This window comes from Flavobacterium pectinovorum, assembly GCF_006438875.1.
GTDB lineage: Bacteria > Bacteroidota > Bacteroidia > Flavobacteriales > Flavobacteriaceae > Flavobacterium > Flavobacterium pectinovorum_A.
Map to the genome: position 1 here is coordinate 114,808 of NZ_RCZH01000005.1, position 18,167 is coordinate 132,974.

The following is an 18,167-nucleotide window of genomic DNA, read 5'->3' on the forward strand; positions in this document are numbered from 1 at the left end:
TGATTTTTTTTAATTAATAACCCAGCCAAAGCACTGCTTTTACAAAACCATCCCTCCAAAGTTTTTCGTTATGCTCACCGTCTTTTACAATTTTAGATTTAGTAAGATGTAAACAATAACAACGTTTGGTATCTAATAAATGTTCCATTTTGGTCATATCTTTTACCATATCATCACTTTCTTTATCTCCGCATAAAAAATAAATCTTTGTTTTGATTTTAGGCGCTTGTTCTGTCAAAGTATAAATTTCGTTTGAAAACCAAAAAGAAGGGGAGAAAGCACCAACTTTCCCGAAAACATCCGGATATTTTAATGCCGCATAATACGAAACTAATCCGCCAAGAGAACTTCCTATTATAATTGTGTTTTTGGCCTTAGGTTTGGTTCTGTAGTTTTTATCGATATAAGGTTTTAGTGTTTTTACAATAAAATCTACATAATTATCAGCATTTCCACCACCGTATTTTTCATTTTTATAAGGTGTTAATTCGTCTATACGTTTGTCGTTTCCGTGTTCGATTCCTACCACAATTACTTGGGCTTTAAGGCTGTCCAGTTTTTCGTCGACATTCCATTCTCCAACATAAGAAGTTTTGGCATCAAATAAATTTTGAGCATCCTGCATATAAATAACGCTGTAATTTTTTTTGGCTGAAACCGAATAATTTTCAGGGAGATAAATCCAGATCTTTTTGGTCGTGGTCAATTGAGGTGCTTCAATAGAAAAAGTAGACACATTTTTTGAAGCTGTACTTTGCTGTGCATTTCCAACAAAAGTCATCCAAAGAAAAATAGAAAGTAAGAATACTCGAATCATGAGTTCTTTTGCGTTTTAGATTTAAAAACAATAATTTAGCTAAAAATAATAAATTGATGAATACCGAAACAGAAAAGAGAAGTTTACTTTTAGAAATGATTGCTTTTTCTACCGTTGACGGCAAACTGCATAAAAGAGAATACGATTTTATATGGCTTGTGGCTCAGGAACTAAATATAGAATTAGCTGTTTTTAAAGATTTATTTCATCAGGAAGATCAAATTATCATTATAAAATCAGAATTTCAGCGTATTCAGCAATTCTACAGATTAGCTTTGATTATGTATTGCGATGGTGTTTTGCACGAAAAAGAAGCAACGGCAATCCAACAAATTGCAATCGAAATGGGATTAAATCCAAGCGCTGTAAAACGTGTTTTAGATTTAATGAAAAAAGCACCAAATGCCATGATTGATCCTAAAGTTTTACTGAGAGTTTTTCAGGAACAACACAATTAAGGCAATTGTTCCTGAAGTTTTTTAATATCATCACGTAATTTTGCTGCTTGTAAAAAGTCCAGTTCTTTAGCTGCTTTTTCCATTGATTTACGTTTCTCGCGAATCATTTTTTCCAATTCACCTTTCGATAAATAAGCCGTTTCTGGTTCTGCAGCCATAGACAAGGTATGTCCTAATTCGTATTCTACCAATTTGTTTTTAGTAAAAGCACTATCGATTTTTTTGTTTAAAGCCTGAGGCGTAATTCCGTGTTCCGTATTATAGTTGATCTGTTTTGTTCTTCGATAAGTTGTTTCGTCGATTGTTTTTTGCATACTTGCCGTAATTTTATCGGCATACATAATTGCTTTTCCATTTAGATTTCTTGCCGCACGACCAATGGTTTGCGTTAGAGATCTGTGACTTCTCAAAAATCCTTCTTTATCGGCATCTAGAATTGCAACAAGTGAAACTTCCGGTAAATCCAGACCCTCACGAAGTAAATTTACCCCAATTAAAACATCAAAAATACCTTTTCGTAAATCCTGCATGATTTCGATACGTTCCAGCGTATCAACATCGGAGTGAATGTAGCGACAACGAATATTTACTTTAGTCAGATATTTGGCTAATTCTTCCGCCATTCTTTTGGTTAAAGTAGTTACCAAAACTCTTTCGTCCAATTCGCAACGTACATGAATCTCTTCGATTAAATCATCAATCTGATTCAAGCTTGGTCTGATTTCTATAATTGGGTCTAATAATCCTGTTGGACGAATTACTTGCTCGACATAAATACCGTCTGTTTTTTGCAATTCATAATCGGCGGGAGTTGCAGATACATAAATGACTTGGTTTTGCATGGCTTCGAATTCCTCAAACTTCAAAGGTCTGTTGTCCATTGCAGCTGGTAAACGGAAACCATATTCTACCAAATTTTCTTTTCGGCTTCGATCGCCTCCATACATGGCATGCACTTGCGATACCGTAACGTGACTTTCGTCGACAACCATCAAATAATCGCTAGGGAAATAATCTAATAAACAGAAAGGTCTTGTGCCGGCTTCTCTTCCGTCAAGATATCTTGAATAGTTTTCAATTCCGGAGCAATATCCTAATTCCCGAATCATTTCTAGATCGAAATTGGTTCTTTCCTCTAAACGTTTTGCTTCGAGGTGTTTTCCTATTTCTTTAAAATAATCAACTTGTTTGACTAAATCCTGCTGAATTTCCCAAATTGCACCTTGTAGTACATCCGGAGAAGTCACAAACATATTGGCGGGATAAATTGTCAATCGCTTGAATTTTTCTATTACTTGTGATGTTTTGGCATCAAAAGATTCTATTTCTTCGATTTCATCGCCAAAAAAGTGAATTCTAAAAGCATCATCGGCATAACTTGGATAAACTTCGACTGTATCGCCTTTGATTCTGAATGTTCCGGGTGTAAAGTCGGCTTCGGTTCTGGCGTATAAACTTTGTACTAAGCTGTGTAATAATTTTGTTCTGGAAATGACCTGATCTCTTGCTATTTCAATAACGTTTTTCTGAAACTCAACTGGATTTCCAATACCATATAAACAAGAAACAGATGCGACAACCAAGATATCTCTTCGCCCGGAAAGTAGGGAGGATGTGGTACTTAAACGCATCTTTTCGAGTTCTTCATTGATAGATAAATCTTTTTCAATAAAAACTCCTGTTACAGGCATAAAAGCTTCCGGTTGATAATAATCATAGTATGAAACGAAATATTCAACGGCGTTATTCGGGAAAAACTGTTTGAATTCCGAATATAATTGCGCCGCCAAAGTTTTGTTGTGAGCCAAAACTAAAGTTGGTTTTTGAACTTCCTGAATAACGTTTGCAACAGTAAATGTTTTTCCGGATCCGGTAACTCCTAATAATGTCTGGTATTTTTCGCCGTCTACAATTCCTTGCGAAAGTTTTTCAATAGCTTGTGGCTGATCACCTTTTGGACTATATTCTGAGGATACTTGGAAATTCATTTTTGAGTGATGAAAAGATTAGTTTTGTAAAGATACAAAGTTTGAATTCTATAAAAAAGATAAAAAAGGTTTGCCACGAATTTCGCGGATTTTAAATTAATCTCGTAAAGTCCCTATGCTTAAACACATTCTTGTCATTTCTCGACGGAGGAGAAATCACACACGGAATTCGACAAAGATTGGTGACTTTAGGAACGGAACTTCTCGTGTGATTTCTCCTCCGTCGAAATGACAAAATCTCTGCGATTTTGCGAGATATTTGTTCGCCATTGTCAATTATTCTAAAAAATCAATCATAGCATCGTTAACAATTTTAGATTGATCAATGGATAAAAAATGCCCTGCATCCTTCACTATTTTTGTTTTGCAATTTGGTAAATATTTTTGAGCACGTTCCAGACTTTCTTCAGAATTGATGACATCATGATCACCTATTAAAACCAAAACGGGATTGGTAATTGATTTTAATTCATCATCTGAAAAGGGTGTCATTTTAAGCATGCTTGAATTTGACTTTGCATATTTATTGGCGAGGTAAAACTGCCTTTTATAAATTGGACTAATTTTTTCGGGATGAGTTGAGAAGGTTACTAATGTTTTTCCGAATTTCTTTTCACTTGGAAATAGTTTTAGCATTAAAGCAGAAGTTGTTTTTCCTACTTTGTCTATAAATTTAAAAGTTTGGGCTGGGCTTAATAAAACTAATTTATCAATGGAGTTTGTTTTTTGAGTTGCTAATAAAGCTGCAATCCAGCCACCACGTGAAGCTGCGACAATATCAAATTTCTTTAATTTGTACTGTGCAAAGATTTCGTTGTAGTAAATCACTATTTCGTCTGATGAAAGTGGTTTTGCTGTTAACGTTGATTTGTTAGGTTCCATTATAAAATCGATGGCATAAATACGATGATTTTTGGCTAAAACTTTAATGTTTGGATACCACATTGTTGAGCTGGCGTCCATTCCGTGGAGGAGAACCAAATCTTTTCCGTTTTTTGGTCCTGCCATTATAATATGCGCCGTTCCAAAACTGGTTTTTATATTTTCTTCTGAATAAGGAATATCCCAAAGTTTTAAAGCTTTGTTGTAGGAATTGATATAAGTTTGCTTTTCGGCTTTTGTTTTAAAAACGTAATCTTCAAATTTTGCTTTTTTAGAAGAAGCACAACTTGCAAGTAAAAGGAATAGTAGAATTCTAAGTAATATTTTTGGCTTTATCATGAAATTCAATTTACTTTAAAGATAATGAGAATAGGACAGATAAAGTATCAGAATTTTGGTTTAAAGTATCAGAATTATAATGCCGGAAACAATATGTTTAAAAGAGTATCTTTTAAATTTCTTCTAGAAGAAAAGTTTTTTTTCTAAAAATCTATTTTTTGGCAATTCGATTAAAATATTATAGGAACTAGATTCGTTGTCTTCATGATTCCTCCAAATAAAATTGGCATACCAGTCTGCAAACCAAATCATTTTATTATTAGTGCTCTCTAAAAATTCGCAAGAAATATCCATATCAATTCCTTGACCCCAAATTTCTATTTTTTTATAGTCAGGGAAACTTTCGCCATGGCTAACTTTTATCGTTCTTTTGTCTAATACTATTTCAGCATTATCAAGTTGAGTGATTTCAGGTTTCAATAACAGACCAAGAACATAATTATAAAATATGTTTTGTCTTTTCTTAATGACTCAAAGACTTTTGATTTATTTACGGTAATGGAAATAATCTTAAATGAATCGCTTTTATTGATTATTTTGTTTGTTAGTTGAGAAGTTATAAACGATGAATGTTCAGATATGAAATTGGCGCCTTTTTTTTCAATATTTGGAGTTAGATTATATTTTTTATAGATATCAGAAATAAAACGAGAGATATACTTTTCTTCATCTTTAGAAATAATAATTCCAGTAATTGTGATAAATCTACTTGAGCCGCCATGTCTGTTTGGTTTATCAAGTTTCCATCCTAAATCACCGCTTTCGTCAATATATATTTTCATCATCTAAAATAAAGGCACAAAAAAAAGGGCTTAAGAAAGCCCTTTGGTATTTTTTAAAAATAGACCCTGAAAACGATGTATTAACAATACATTTATGGTAGATGTTTCACCGCCACGTTGAATCAGGAATTACCTATTTATATAATGCAATATACAATAAAAAATGGGATGTGATAAATTTGTAAGAAATATTTGTTTCTTTAAATAAATGGAAATAAATTTTTTCAAGCTGATTCTGTGCAGTGTTTGACCAGATTATTTCTTTTTCCATTCCTCAATTTTATCCTTAACTTCACTATGAGAATAAAAATTACCGCTTTGAATATCTTCTTCGGCAACTTTTAATTCATCGTTATATTGTTGCGAATAACTTTTTGAAGAAGTACTGCGGCTATCTAAAATGGTCTTTAATGCTGACAAAAATGTATCATCATCGATTTGTGAAATTTCAGAAATCAAAATGTTTCTTAGCTCAATAGTGTTCATAAGACTATAATTTACCCGAAGTTACGAAAGAAAACTAAAAAAATAGAATTATGATTCTTAAAGTTTCCAAGATTTTTGCTGACTCTCACTCAAAAAAGTCCATGCTACAATGCGGCTTGTTTTTTGGCCTTGAGCCATATCGATTGTTTTGATTGAGGCTGCATTTACTTTATTTAATGTTTTATAGATGCTCGATAAGTTTTCTCTTTTTGAGACTAAAGTCGTGAACCATAAACATTGCATGGCAAATTTTGCGCTTTCATAAATCATTTGGGTTACAAAACCAATTTCACCTCCTTCGCACCATAATTCGGCATTGTGACCGCCAAAATTTAAAACCGGATCCAGTTTTTTCTTTTCTTTAGGATTTAAGTTAGAAACTTTACGCACGGTACTTTGATTGGCATCTTCGGCAGAAGAATGAAACGGTGGATTACACATCGTAAAAGTAAAACGATCTTCGGGCGTGATGATATTCTTGAAAATAAAGCGCGATTCTGTTTGTTGCTGCAAACTTATGGCGTCAATTAATTTCGGATTGGCTTCGATAATTTTACTGCAATTTTCGATTGCTTTTTCGTCAATATCTGTACCTACAAAATTCCAGTCGTAAACCGCATTTCCTAAAATTGGATAAATAAGGTTTGCGCCTGTTCCTACATCCAGACCTAAAACAGCCGATCCCTGAGGAATAAAACCGTTGTTGGTTTCGGATAATAAATCGGCTAGATAATGAATGTAATCTGCTCTTCCGGGAATTGGCGGGCAAAGATAATTTTTAGGAATATCCCAGTTTTTAATGTCGTAGTAGGTTCGTAATAATGCTTTGTTAAGCAATTTTACTGAAACAGGATTGCTGAAATCAATAGTTTCAATTCCGTGAACATTTATAGCAACCTGCGATTTTAATTCTGGACAATTTGCAATAAGAAGTTCGAAATCATAACGGGAACGGTGTAGATTTCGAGGATGCAAATTTGTTTTTTCGGAATTGTCTATTTCTTTCATTTTGTAAATTTCCGTGCAAAGATAGTCATTCCTTTCTTAGTGTCTGTCTGTTTAAAATTCCAATGTTAAAATTGCAAATTCCAAATGCGAATTTAAATACAGAGAAACAGAGTTTTTTATAGATTTATAAACGATGTTTCTATGCGCTAATTTTTTCTCGCAGATTTTAAAAAGATTTAAGATGATACGCGCAGATGATTATCCAAGTTAAATCTGCTATAATCTGTAAAATCTGCGTGAACCAAAAATCTTTTTAATCCATGCATTCCATTAACAATAAATCACCGTCCGTATGCGTGATGCTAACCAAACCATCCTGAAGGACAGAATTGCTGCTTCCGGTTCGATAGCCAATCGTTAAAGTATCCTCTTTTAAAGGGTAGAGTAAATTAGTGGAATTAATTCCGTTTACGACTCCAATCGGAATCAGGGAAATTGGCGTTTTTGCCGTATACCATTTTTCGAATTTATTGGGTAATAAAAATATCTTTGAGTGATCGTCGAGAATTACGATTTTAAGCAAATTACGATAACGTACAATATTGGTCAGGTTTGTAATGGTATGATCTGCACGTTTTCCTGTTGCCCAAACGACGTTTACGGCTGGGATTTTTCGTTCGATTAAATAATCGAAGGCTTTTTCCAGATCGGTTTTATCTTGGTTCGGCGTATGGACAATTTCTATAGGATATTGTGATGTTTTGTAAATTTCGGGATCAAAGCCGCGATCAAAATCTCCTAAAAGGACATCGATTTTTATGTCTAATTCTATCACTCTTTCGATGGCTGAATCGAGTACAATTACTAGTGGTGACCATTCTAATAATTGTCCTAATAATTCGGGATTACAGGCTGCTCCGTTGGCAATAATTAAAGCTGGTTCCTGATCGTCGCGTACAATATGGTGTGAAGACATTTAGATTTTTGATTTGAAATGTGCTGCAAAGGTACGAAAGGAAAGAATTGTAGTCCCGAAGTTTCGGGATAGATTTTATATTTTTTTTACCATTAAGAGATTAAGAAAAATTAAGTTTTATGCTTTTTTTTTGCCAGAGATTATTAAGATTAAAAGGATTTATTCTTAATGTCTTTGTTTTGCCATTAAGATATTGAGTCTTATTCTTAATGAAACTTAATATCTTAATGGTGAAATATTTTATTCTGCTTTAAAAGCGACAGCGTCTACTTCGATTAACATTCCGTCGATGGCTAATTTGGGAACCGGAATTAAGGTGCTTGCGGGGAAAGGTTTATTTTTCCAGACTTTAGTAATTTCTTCGTTCCATATTTTTAGCTTTTCAGCGGAATGATCTACGATAAGAATCGTAAGTTTCATGACATTTTCCGGTTTTAGATTATAACTGCCAAGAACTGTTACAATGTTTTGCAAAGCTACTTGTGTTTGTTCTCTAAAGCTGTTGCTTAATATATGATCTTTTCCTAATCCGCCGCTTTGTCCGGAAATGTAAACAAGTTCTCCGGGTGTCGAAACAGACGAGGAATGGCTAAAACCATAAGGTGTTGGATCGAATAAAGATTGCGGATTTTTAAAAGTTTGAGCTTTTGCAGTAAATGCACAAAGTGAAAATAGGGTAAAAAGTAAGTGTTTCATGTCTTAGAATTTTGAATTAATTAGTGGCAAAGGTTGCCTAATTCTAATTCTTAAACATTTACATATGTTGAGGTTTTTTCAGTTTACAGTTTACAGTTTTCAGTCGCAGTTTTCAGTCTCAGTTTGCGGTAAAGTGAGACTGAAAACTGCGACTGAAAACTGTAAACTGCGACTGAAAACTATTTAATCCAACAATCTTCTGTGGTAATTGATTTGTCCCAAATGATAGGCTAAATGTGTTGAAAGATGTACCAGAAAAAAGCCTGTTGTCATTTCTTTTTCAAAAACGATTAACGGATAAATTTTTTCTAAATCTTCATGTGTTACTGTATCAAGTGTTTTATCAACGACCAAAATGGTGTCTTCTATTTTAGCGATTAATTCGGCTTTTGGGATATTTTTCAGGGAAAATTCTAATGGACGATCACGAACATAATCAGTTTTGCCAATTTGATTTCCAATGAAATGATTAATGTTTCCAATAAGATGTAAACAAAGATTTCCGGCTGAATTGGAAACTTGTTTGTCAATTGCCCAAATCTGACTTTCGTTTTGATATGATTCTATTTCGACTTTCAGTTTATTAAGATCCCGGTCAAAAAGTGATTTTAAGGTTTCGATTAGCATGATGTTTTGAGTTTATTTTAGATGGAATAAAATTTTAGTTTTTACTTTTTATCGGAATCCAGATTTCTTCTTCAGAATCCGGATCTTCTTTTTTATATTTTTCATCCATTACTGCAAAATGTGGTCTTTCGTCGATTGTGTAATCAGAGTTTGGAAGCCACTCTACAAAAATGGAATGATAGGTTTTATGTCCTTCACTTTGTGGACCTTTATGAACAAACACGGCATATAATCCAGTGGGAATTATTAAAGCTTCCATTTCTTTTGGGATATGATCAAGATCTGAAACTTCTACTGCTGCCCATTTTTGGAATGTATTATTTGGGTCAAAATTATCAAAATGCCCAACCGGAAAAACTTCAAGCGAATACAAATTTAAATCAACAGCGTTTTTGATTTCTTTTCTTTTAGGCATAAAACCATTCCATAACTGAAAAGTTTTATTTTCTATAAACGACATGTCAATGTGTTTACCGACAAGTTTTTTTTCGGTAAAAATTTTGATTTGGGCTTCCATTTTTTTCTTAATTATTCGATTTTGTATTTTTTTGTTACGGTTTCACAAAGCGAAAAATACCCTAACGGATAATTTGCTTTGTCTGTTGTATTAATGATGTTTCCTTTTACGGTTGCAGGCGGCGACTGAAACGGTCCGCCAACGTTGCTTCCGGCAATACTGACCAAAATAGTCATGTAATTATAGTATTGTTTTGAAATCCCATAATGTGTTATTTCAATAGTGTTTCCAATTTCTAAATCATCGTCATTTGATTTACTAAAAAATTCATTTCCCTGATAGAACTTATCTTCGTCAGCATAATAAGTTGAGGTTACCTTATTGGAATATAAATATTTGTAAAGATAATAATTGTCTGCGTCACCCGGATCATTATAATACGCTCTAATTTCTATATCTGTTCCTGCAATTCCGCCTTCGTTATTTTGTTCTATTCTGGTTATTGGAGCGACTGATTTTAAGGTTTCGCTTGCAGTATATGTATTTCCTTTATTTATTACGGTCAATGTATATTGTTCGTCAATTTTGGGTTTGAAGTTTGTACATATATATCTGCCGGTTTTAGGAACTTCGTTAAAAATAAACAATTGGTTTGTGCTGTTTCGGATAAAAACGGTTGCTCCTGAAACGATTGGGATTTTGCTTTCAAAATAACCTGTTGTAGTCGTTAGTTTGATGGTTTGCTGAGCTCCGGTTGTTCCTTTTTCCCAATTAATAGCGGCTTCGATTACTAATTTTGGTGGTGCAGTATCTAAATTTACATCGACAACTTCCTCACAACTTGTGAAGAATAATGCTGTAAAAAACAGAATTATTAAGGTTGCTTTTTTCATGTGGTATCTTTTATTTCTTTGAAAGAAAATGGTTTTTAAAATTTAAAATTATAACTCACTGCAGGTACAATCCCAAAAATTGATGTTTGTACTGCTTCATTTGCGCCAGTATCAACATTCTGACGGAAATTTATAGAGGCTGCATTATGGCGATTGTATAAGTTGTAAATGCTAAAAACCCATTCGCCTTTCCAGTTTCGGTCTTTATTTGTTCGGGGTGTTAAGGTTGCCGAAACATCTAAATGGTGATAAGCCGGCAATCGATTTTCGTTTCGTAATCCATAACTCGGAACTGTAATTCCCAAATATTCATATTGTGCGTTTGGATAGGTAACCGGTTGACCGGATTGTAAAGCAAAGTTAGCACCAAAAGACCATTTTTCGTTCAAATTATAGGCAGATGTGACCGCTAAATTATGTGTTTTGTCATAAGGAGAACTGTACCATTGACCATTGTTTATACCTGTTTCTTCAGGAGTTCTTCCCGGAGTTTGCTGCTGTGATTTTGACAAAGTATAGGAAATCCATCCGTTGAATTTGCCTTCATTTTTCTTTAGCATAATTTCCAGTCCATAAGCTCGCATTCTTCCGTTTAGAATTACTTGCTCAATGGCGTCATTTGCAATTAAATCGGCACCATCAATGTAGTCCAGTCTGTTTTGAATCTTTTTATAATAAGTTTCTACCTCCAGTGAATAAGCTCCATTATTAATGTTTCTAAAGTATCCCAATGCAACCTGATCTGCAATTTGTGGTTTGATATAATTATCACTAGGCATCCAGACATCAAGCGGAGTAGGAGATGAGGTATTTGATATTAACTGAAGATATTGCGCCATCCGATTATAACTTGCTTTAATCGACTGATCGTCATTGAGCTGATACGAAATTGCAAATCTTGGTTCTAAATTATTATAGCTTTGAATAACTTTATTCTGGCTGTAATATTTAGTCGAAGTTGGAATTCCTTTTTGATAAATCTGCGTGTCTGTATTGAAAACCACAGGTTCGTTATTTTCGTAATAATTAATGGTTGATGCTCCCAAACGATAAAATAAACTATAGCGCAATCCATAAGAAACCGTGATCTTTTTCGAAAGTTGATTTTCGGCTTCGATGTAAGCGGCAGGTTCAAAAGCATATTTTTTGTCTAATTGATCAGGATTGATTCCCGATTTAGAGTCAGTTGGTTTAATGGTTCCCGGATTAAATTCATAATAAATTCCGTTAAGACCATAATTCAATTTGAATTTATCTGAAATATAGTTTTTGAAATCGTATTTAATGTTATAATTTTTAATTCCGGAATCCCAATTGAAGCCTACAAAGTTTAAGTCAAGTCCGTAATAATAATCACTGTAAATCAAAGATAAATTGGCAAATAGTTTATCAGAATATAAATGATTCCAACGCAGGTTTAAAGTTGAATTTCCGTAAGTATTCGTAAAACTTTTATTCAGGCTAAAAACATCACGACCAAAATAACCGGATAAATACAAGCTGTTATTATCGTTTAATTTATAGCTTAATTTGGTATTTAAATCATAGAAATAAGCGGCATTATCTTTATTCTTTTCGGATAGTTTTAGGAATAAATGAGCATAAGAAGCTCTTCCTCCAATTAAAAAGGAACCTTTATCTTTTACCAAAGGTCCTTCGGCGAGAATTCGGCTTGAAACCAGTCCGATTCCTCCATTTACATGAAATTCTTTACTGTTTCCATCTTTCTGATAAATATCTAAAACCGAAGAAGCTCTTCCGCCATATCGCGCTGGAATTCCGCCTTTATATAATTTTAAATCCTTAATAGCATCAGGATTAAAAACAGAGAAAAAACCAAAAACATGCGAGGAATTAAAGATGGTTGCTTCGTCTAATAAAATTAGGTTTTGATCGGCTCCTCCGCCTCGAACATTGAATCCCGAAGCGCCTTCGCCGGCATTCGTAACTCCGGGAAGCAGTAAAATCGATTTCAAAACATCGACTTCTCCCATAACGACCGGCATTTTTTTGATAGTAGCAATAGAAAGTTTATTGGTACTCATTTCCGGCGATTTGATATTGATTTTTTTTCTGTTATCCGTAATTACGACTTCTTGAAGTTCTTCGCCACCTTCGTTAATGGCAAAATTATTTTTTGTATTTTGATTTAAAGGAATGATCTTCTGAATGGTTTTATAGCCAACATAACTAATTTCGATTTCATATTCTCCTTTGGGAACTGTAAGGGAATAAAAACCGTATTCATTGGTGGTTGTTCCAATTTTTAAAACCGGAATATAAACATTTACTCCAATTAAGGTTTCATTATTTTTATAATCTGTTATTGTACCACTTAAAGTAAATTTTTCCTGCGAAAATGAAGTTAGGGTTATTAAGAAGAAGAAGATAAAAAGAAGGCCATTTTTTTTTATAATCATTGTCTTGGTTTTGAAACACATAGTTAACAATTCTTGCCAAATATAACTACGGAACGTTTGTTAAACATTAGTTAAGAATAATTTCTTTTTTAAAGGTTCAAAGGTTCAAAGATACAGAGGTTCAGAGTTTTTGGTTTAAAACAAAAAAAAGACAACCGTAAAGTTGTCTTTTTTATATTTCTGTAGAGACGCACAGCAGTGCGTCTTTATCAAATTGTCTTTGTATTATTTTATTTCAGCAAGAATCGAGTTGAAAGTTGCACTTGGACGCATTGCTTTGCTTACTAACTCAGGAGTTGGTTGGTAATAACCACCAAGAGTTTGAGGTTTTCCTTGTGCACCAATTAATTCGGCATCGATTTTAGCTTCATTTGCAGCAAATTCAGCAGCAATTGGAGTAAAGATAGCTTTCAATTCAGCATCTTTATTTTGAGCTGCCAAAGCTTGTGCCCAATAGAAAGCAAGGTAAAAGTGAGAACCACGGTTGTCAATTTGACCTATTTTACGAGCTGGAGATTTATCGTTTGCCAGGAATTTATCGTTAGCTTCGTCAAGAGTTTCAGATAAAACAATTGCTTTAGAGTTGTCTAAAGTTTGTCCTAAATGCTCTAAAGAAGCACCAAGAGCCAAAAATTCTCCTAATGAATCCCAACGTAAATAACCTTCTTCAGTAAATTGCTCAACGTGTTTTGGAGCAGAACCTCCAGCACCAGTTTCGAACAATCCACCACCATTCATTAACGGAACGATTGATAACATTTTAGCCGAAGTTCCTAATTCTAAAATTGGGAATAAGTCAGTTAAATAATCACGTAAAACGTTTCCTGTTACAGAGATCGTGTCTAAACCTTTGATGATTCTGTCTAATGTAAATTCAGTAGCAGCAATTGGGTTTAGGATACGGATATCTAAGTTTACAGTATTGTAATCTTTCAAGTATTTTTGAACTTTTGCAATCAATTCTCTGTCATGCGCTCTATTTTCGTCTAACCAGAAAACAGCAGGAGTATCAGATAAACGAGCTCTGTTTACAGCCAGTTTAACCCAATCCTGAATAGGAGCGTCTTTTGCCTGACACATTCTAAAAATGTCATGAGCTTCAACGTTTTGCTCCATTAAAACAGCTCCTTTATTATCAACTACACGAACAACTCCGTCTCCTTGAATTTGGAAAGTTTTGTCGTGAGATCCATATTCTTCAGCTTTTTGAGCCATCAAACCTACGTTAGGAACACTTCCCATTGTTTTAGGATCAAAAGCACCGTGTTTTTTACAGAAATCGATCGTTGCAGTATAAATTCCAGAATAAGCACGATCCGGAATAACAGCGATTGTATCTTGTTGTTTTCCTTCTTTATTGTACATCTGTCCAGAAGTACGAATCATTGCCGGCATAGAAGCATCAACAATAACATCAGATGGAACGTGTAAGTTTGTAATTCCTTTATCAGAATTAACCATTGCCAAGGCTGGTCCGTTTTCGATCGCTTTAGTAATGTCAGCTTCAACTTCTGCTTGCTCAGGTCTTCCTGCAATTTTTGCATAGATATCACCTAAACCGTTTCTTGTATCAATATTTAATTCAGCAAATAAAGTTTCATATTTTTTGAAAAGATCAGCAAAATAAACTTCAACGATAGCGCCAAAGATAATTGGATCTGAAACCTTCATCATTGTAGCTTTTAAATGCACAGAAAGTAAAAGTCCTTCTTTTTTAGCATCTGCAATTGCATCAGCAGCAAAAGATTTTAATTTTTTTACACTCAACACAGAACTGTCAATTATCTCACCAGCTTTAAGCGGAGTACTTGCTTTAAGAACAGTTGTTGTGCCATCTTTTGCAACAAATTCGATTTTTACATCATTTGCTTCTGCAACAGTAAGCGATTTTTCACTTCCGTAGAAATCACCGTTTGGCATTGAAGCAACTTTAGTTTTTGAATCAGCAGACCAAGCACCCATTGAATGCGGATTTGCTTTTGCAAAATTCTTAACAGCTCTTGGCGCTCTACGATCAGAGTTACCTTCACGTAAAACAGGATTTACAGCAGAACCTAAAACTTTAGCATATTTTGCTTTAATTTCTTTTTCGGCATCATTCTGTGGATCTTCAGGGAAGTTAGGGATTTTGTAACCATGAGATTGCAACTCAGCAATAGCAGCTTTTAATTGCGGTACAGATGCTGAAATGTTTGGTAATTTGATGATGTTAGCTTCAGGTTGTGTCGCTAATTGACCTAATTCAGCCAAAGCATCTCCAGTTTTTTGAGCATCGGTTAAAAGCTCAGGAAAATTCGATAAAATTCTACCTGCTAAAGAGATGTCTCTCGTTTCAATAGCAATACCAGCAGTAGCAGTAAATGCTTGAACAATAGGTAAAAAAGAATAAGTCGCTAACAATGGCGCCTCATCAGTTAAGGTGTAATAAATTTTTGAATTCTGTGTCATTTTTTTTTTTTTTTATAATCGTATCGCCGAGATTAAGCGATGTAAAGGTATAGTCGGCTCAGAATGAGCGGAGCAAATATAATAAAAACACTCCGAAAACGGTGTAGTTTTCGTGAGAAATGCCGAAATTATCAGATTGTTATTTCGGACTCATTAAATTGCTAAATCGATGATTTTGATATTAAAAAATTACGGTTTTGATGAATCAAAGTTAAAAGTCAAAGGTTCCTAAAAAGGAAAACATCAGAAGTCGTAGAAATCCGTTTAACCTTTGATAGTTTTTGTCTGAAAAGTTGTATTTTTGGCTAAAATGCAATAGACATATAACAAATGTGAGATACATTGTTTAATATGTTTTTTACCTGTTGTTTATTATTACCCTTAATCGTTATCTTTGAATTATGAGCACACTAACAAAACCAAATCATATAGGGCGAAAAATTAGCCGTATTCGTGAACTTCGTGATATGAAACAGGAAGCTTTGGCACAAGCTTTAGGAACAAATCAACAAGCTATATCTGCTTTAGAAAATAGTGAAACTATAGATGAACAAAAACTTGCAGAAGTTGCAAAAGCACTTTGTGTAACACCAGAAGCAATTAAAAATTTTTCAGAAGAAAATATGATTAGTTATTTTAATAGTTTCCATGATAACAGTGTCAATAATGGTAATTTTGCAAATAATCATTGTACTTTTAATCCATTGGATAAATTAATTGAAACTTTCCATGAAAAAGAAAAGCTTTACGAACGTTTATTACAATCCGAAAAAGACAAAATCGAATATTTGGAAAAACTATTAAATAAATAGAATACCAATTTTCATTAAAATACAAACCGATGCTTTATGAGTGTTGGTTTTTTTATTTTGGGCGTGTCCCTCCGGGCCGGGCTATCCGTTTCAAGTCCTCGCACTTCCTTCGTCAGGCTGTGGGCTTTCCACTTCTATCCCTCACGCAAAACCGTAGAAGAAGAAATTTTTGTTTATTAGAAAATAAATCAATTTCATTATTTAAGACATCTGTTTTTACGGTTTTTTGTTCCATCGGAACATCTCATCGGTAGCCAAATAAATACGGCGTTTTTTACGTTCCGTAGGAACGTTTGATTTTATAAATAATGACATCAAAAACACATACAGATTAGACACACAATTTGTCAAACGTCCTTACAGGACGATATTTTTCACGATCTATTTTTTTTCTACCGATGAGATGTTCCGATGGAACAAATTGTTGTTGACTACTCAATCTTGTCATTTATGACAAGATTGCGAATATTAGATAACGTAAACCTTTGTCAAAGTTTTAAACTTTGACAAAGGTATCCACAGTTCTATTTGACAGAGCAAGAAAGCCAAAACTAAACGAAAATATTGTTATGAAAATGATTGCCCTAGCCCCGATAGTCCCGAAGCTTCGGGAGGAAATCCTTTTGTGTAATGAAATGGAGCAAAAGATTGAAACGAATAGCGGGATTAGCTCCTGAAAAAGATTTGGTATTATTATAGAAATCGAAATGACAAAACCTTTAAGAAACCTGTTGGGTTTGGCATAAACTAAATTCAAGATATTTTTTTTTAAAAAAAAACAGACACAAAAAAAACTCGTTTCAAATAAATGAAACGAGCTTTTTTATAACAAAGAGATAAATGATTATCTTCTTTTATCTTTAATCTTAGCTTTTTTACCAGTAAGTTCTCTGAAGTAGAAAATTCTAGCTCTACGTACAGCTCCTTTTTTGTTGATTTCAATTTTCTGTAAAGCTGGTAAGTTTACTGGGAAGATACGCTCAACTCCAATTGCACCTGACATTTTACGGATAGTAAAAGTTTCTGTGTTACCAGAACCTCTTCTTTGAATAACAACTCCTTTGAAAAACTGAGTTCTTGTTTTTTCACCCTCTTTAATTTCGTAGAAAACTGTGATAGTATCTCCAGCTCCGAAAACAGGGAAATCTTTTTTAGCAACTAATTCGGTTTGAACGAATTTCATTAAATCTGCCATGATATCTTGTAATTATGGTTTTTGTATAGAGCAACATTCACGGATCTCGCCAGAGGTTGGTCTAATTTGGGTGCAAATGTAGAAAATAATTATGAATTATAAATTATGAATTGTAAATTATTTTAAGTATCTGATAAAAAGAGTGTTAGTCGCAGTTTCAGTCGCAGTCTCAGTATTAACCGCAATCAAATTCACTGAAAACTGGGACTGAGACTGAAAACTTTTACTCGAGAAGATCCGGACGTCTGTTCTTTGTATGTTCATACGCCATATCCTCACGCCATTTGTCAATTTTGGCGAAATGTCCGCTGGTTAAAACCTCCGGAACTTTCCATCCTTTATAATCTGCAGGTCTTGTATATATAGGTCCTGAAAGTAAATTATCCTGAAAACTATCTGTCAATGCTGAAGTTTCGTCGCTTAAAACACCTGGAATTAAACGAATCAAAGCATCAGATAAAACTAAAGCGCCTAATTCTCCGCCTGATAAAACGTAATCACCAATCGAAATTTCTTTGGTAATAAAATGATCACGAACACGCTGATCTACACCTTTATAATGTCCGCATAAAATGATAATGTTTTCATACATCGACATTGTATTGGCCATTTTTTGATTCAGCGTTTCTCCGTCAGGTGACATATAGATGATTTCGTCATATTCGCGTTCGCTTTTCAAATGCGTAATGCAAGCATCAATTGGCTGAACTGTCATAACCATTCCGGCGCCTCCTCCAAACGGATAATCGTCGACACTTTTTTGTTTATTCGTAGTATAATCGCGTAAATTATGAAAATGAACTTCTACAAGACCTTTGTCTATAGCACGTTTCATAATCGAAGCCTCAAATGGACTCTTTAATAATTCCGGTAAAATCGTTATAATGTCAATTCGCATTTTTTTTCTTCAATAGTTCTAAGCGGCAAAGATACAAAGTTAATA

18 protein-coding genes are annotated in these 18,167 nt (G+C 34.0%); 2 read left to right on the top strand and 16 right to left on the bottom strand.

From position 1 onward, the window contains the following. Positions 1-13: 13 nt before the first annotated feature. Positions 14-817 (bottom strand): alpha/beta hydrolase, encoded by an 804-nt coding sequence (locus EAH81_RS08670; protein WP_140505956.1) that lies wholly within the window; start codon positions 815-817, stop codon positions 14-16. A 56-nt stretch (positions 818-873) separates the two neighbouring features. Between EAH81_RS08670 and EAH81_RS08675 the strand changes: the two genes are divergently transcribed. Continuing rightward, a complete protein-coding gene (locus EAH81_RS08675; RefSeq protein ID WP_140505958.1) occupies positions 874-1,275 on the top strand; it encodes an excinuclease ABC subunit B in 402 nt (133 codons plus the stop codon). Here the strand turns inward: EAH81_RS08675 and uvrB are convergent. The 13 genes from uvrB to EAH81_RS08745 all read right to left on the bottom strand — a co-directional run bounded on the left by uvrB (position 1,272) and on the right by EAH81_RS08745 (position 15,217). Further along, positions 1,272-3,263 carry an excinuclease ABC subunit UvrB gene (gene uvrB / locus EAH81_RS08680; RefSeq protein WP_140505960.1) on the bottom strand — a complete coding sequence of 664 codons (1,992 nt, stop codon included), beginning with the start codon at positions 3,261-3,263 and terminating at the stop codon, positions 1,272-1,274. The genes EAH81_RS08675 and uvrB overlap by 4 nt on opposite strands. 276 nt (positions 3,264-3,539) lie before the next feature. After that, on the bottom strand, positions 3,540-4,484 hold the full coding sequence (locus tag EAH81_RS08685) for an alpha/beta fold hydrolase (RefSeq protein ID WP_140505962.1): 945 nt from the start codon (positions 4,482-4,484) through the stop codon (positions 3,540-3,542). A 123-nt stretch (positions 4,485-4,607) separates the two neighbouring features. Next, on the bottom strand, positions 4,608-4,904 hold the full coding sequence (locus tag EAH81_RS08690) for a hypothetical protein (RefSeq protein ID WP_140505964.1): 297 nt from the start codon (positions 4,902-4,904) through the stop codon (positions 4,608-4,610). Continuing rightward, a complete protein-coding gene (locus tag EAH81_RS08695; protein ID WP_140505966.1) occupies positions 4,901-5,269 on the bottom strand; it encodes a DUF3800 domain-containing protein in 369 nt (122 codons plus the stop codon). The genes EAH81_RS08690 and EAH81_RS08695 overlap by 4 nt, the downstream gene beginning before the upstream one ends. Before the next feature lie 252 nt (positions 5,270-5,521). After that, positions 5,522-5,752 (bottom strand): hypothetical protein, encoded by a 231-nt coding sequence (locus EAH81_RS08705; RefSeq protein WP_140505968.1) that lies wholly within the window; start codon positions 5,750-5,752, stop codon positions 5,522-5,524. A 57-nt stretch (positions 5,753-5,809) separates the two neighbouring features. Beyond that, a complete protein-coding gene (gene rlmF, locus EAH81_RS08710) occupies positions 5,810-6,760 on the bottom strand; it encodes a 23S rRNA (adenine(1618)-N(6))-methyltransferase RlmF (protein ID WP_140505970.1) in 951 nt (316 codons plus the stop codon). Between the two features lie 253 nt (positions 6,761-7,013). After that, positions 7,014-7,676 (bottom strand): thiamine diphosphokinase, encoded by a 663-nt coding sequence (locus tag EAH81_RS08715; RefSeq protein WP_140505972.1) that lies wholly within the window; start codon positions 7,674-7,676, stop codon positions 7,014-7,016. 240 nt (positions 7,677-7,916) lie between these two features. Continuing rightward, positions 7,917-8,372 carry a RidA family protein gene (locus EAH81_RS08720; protein ID WP_140505974.1) on the bottom strand — a complete coding sequence of 152 codons (456 nt, stop codon included), beginning with the start codon at positions 8,370-8,372 and terminating at the stop codon, positions 7,917-7,919. A 183-nt stretch (positions 8,373-8,555) separates the two neighbouring features. After that, on the bottom strand, positions 8,556-8,999 hold the full coding sequence (locus EAH81_RS08725; protein ID WP_140505976.1) for a DinB family protein: 444 nt from the start codon (positions 8,997-8,999) through the stop codon (positions 8,556-8,558). 34 nt (positions 9,000-9,033) lie between these two features. Then, a complete protein-coding gene (locus tag EAH81_RS08730) occupies positions 9,034-9,516 on the bottom strand; it encodes a GyrI-like domain-containing protein (RefSeq protein WP_140505978.1) in 483 nt (160 codons plus the stop codon). Between the two features lie 11 nt (positions 9,517-9,527). Then, positions 9,528-10,349 carry a DUF4249 domain-containing protein gene (locus tag EAH81_RS08735; RefSeq protein WP_140505980.1) on the bottom strand — a complete coding sequence of 274 codons (822 nt, stop codon included), beginning with the start codon at positions 10,347-10,349 and terminating at the stop codon, positions 9,528-9,530. 35 nt (positions 10,350-10,384) lie between these two features. Further along, positions 10,385-12,769, bottom strand: coding sequence for a TonB-dependent receptor (locus EAH81_RS08740; protein WP_140505982.1), 2,385 nt, complete (start codon positions 12,767-12,769; stop codon positions 10,385-10,387). Positions 12,770-12,994: 225 nt separating this feature from the next. After that, the gene (locus tag EAH81_RS08745) at positions 12,995-15,217 is read right to left on the bottom strand and encodes an NADP-dependent isocitrate dehydrogenase (protein ID WP_140505984.1); all 2,223 of its coding nucleotides are present in this window, start codon (positions 15,215-15,217) and stop codon (positions 12,995-12,997) included. Positions 15,218-15,618: 401 nt separating this feature from the next. Here EAH81_RS08745 and EAH81_RS08750 point away from each other — a divergent pair, with 401 nt between their 5' ends. Then, positions 15,619-16,029: a helix-turn-helix domain-containing protein gene (locus tag EAH81_RS08750; protein WP_140505986.1), complete on the top strand. Its 411-nt coding sequence runs from the start codon at positions 15,619-15,621 to the stop codon at positions 16,027-16,029. Between the two features lie 844 nt (positions 16,030-16,873). Here the strand turns inward: EAH81_RS08750 and rplS are convergent. Then, positions 16,874-17,224: a 50S ribosomal protein L19 gene (rplS, locus tag EAH81_RS08755; RefSeq protein ID WP_007804248.1), complete on the bottom strand. Its 351-nt coding sequence runs from the start codon at positions 17,222-17,224 to the stop codon at positions 16,874-16,876. A 223-nt stretch (positions 17,225-17,447) separates the two neighbouring features. Further along, positions 17,448-18,122 (bottom strand): tRNA (guanosine(37)-N1)-methyltransferase TrmD, encoded by a 675-nt coding sequence (trmD, locus tag EAH81_RS08760; RefSeq protein WP_059116141.1) that lies wholly within the window; start codon positions 18,120-18,122, stop codon positions 17,448-17,450. Positions 18,123-18,167 lie beyond the last annotated feature (45 nt).

Excerpts from the sequence above, each read along its gene's own strand:
- EAH81_RS08745 (WP_140505984.1), bottom strand. The coding sequence starts at position 15,217 with ATGACACAGAATTCAAAAATTTATTACACCTTAACTGATGAGGCGCCA.
- EAH81_RS08675 (WP_140505958.1), top strand. The coding sequence starts at position 874 with ATGAATACCGAAACAGAAAAGAGAAGTTTACTTTTAGAAATGATTGCT.
- EAH81_RS08720 (WP_140505974.1), bottom strand. The coding sequence starts at position 8,372 with ATGAAACACTTACTTTTTACCCTATTTTCACTTTGTGCATTTACTGCA.
- EAH81_RS08685 (WP_140505962.1), bottom strand. The coding sequence starts at position 4,484 with ATGATAAAGCCAAAAATATTACTTAGAATTCTACTATTCCTTTTACTT.
- EAH81_RS08735 (WP_140505980.1), bottom strand. The coding sequence starts at position 10,349 with ATGAAAAAAGCAACCTTAATAATTCTGTTTTTTACAGCATTATTCTTC.
- uvrB (WP_140505960.1), bottom strand. The coding sequence starts at position 3,263 with ATGAATTTCCAAGTATCCTCAGAATATAGTCCAAAAGGTGATCAGCCA.
- trmD (WP_059116141.1), bottom strand. The coding sequence starts at position 18,122 with ATGCGAATTGACATTATAACGATTTTACCGGAATTATTAAAGAGTCCA.
- EAH81_RS08725 (WP_140505976.1), bottom strand. The coding sequence starts at position 8,999 with ATGCTAATCGAAACCTTAAAATCACTTTTTGACCGGGATCTTAATAAA.
- rplS (WP_007804248.1), bottom strand. The coding sequence starts at position 17,224 with ATGGCAGATTTAATGAAATTCGTTCAAACCGAATTAGTTGCTAAAAAA.
- EAH81_RS08730 (WP_140505978.1), bottom strand. The coding sequence starts at position 9,516 with ATGGAAGCCCAAATCAAAATTTTTACCGAAAAAAAACTTGTCGGTAAA.
- EAH81_RS08705 (WP_140505968.1), bottom strand. The coding sequence starts at position 5,752 with ATGAACACTATTGAGCTAAGAAACATTTTGATTTCTGAAATTTCACAA.
- rlmF (WP_140505970.1), bottom strand. The coding sequence starts at position 6,760 with ATGAAAGAAATAGACAATTCCGAAAAAACAAATTTGCATCCTCGAAAT.
- EAH81_RS08670 (WP_140505956.1), bottom strand. The coding sequence starts at position 817 with ATGATTCGAGTATTCTTACTTTCTATTTTTCTTTGGATGACTTTTGTT.
- EAH81_RS08750 (WP_140505986.1), top strand. The coding sequence starts at position 15,619 with ATGAGCACACTAACAAAACCAAATCATATAGGGCGAAAAATTAGCCGT.
- EAH81_RS08695 (WP_140505966.1), bottom strand. The coding sequence starts at position 5,269 with ATGATGAAAATATATATTGACGAAAGCGGTGATTTAGGATGGAAACTT.
- EAH81_RS08740 (WP_140505982.1), bottom strand. The coding sequence starts at position 12,769 with ATGATTATAAAAAAAAATGGCCTTCTTTTTATCTTCTTCTTCTTAATA.
- EAH81_RS08715 (WP_140505972.1), bottom strand. The coding sequence starts at position 7,676 with ATGTCTTCACACCATATTGTACGCGACGATCAGGAACCAGCTTTAATT.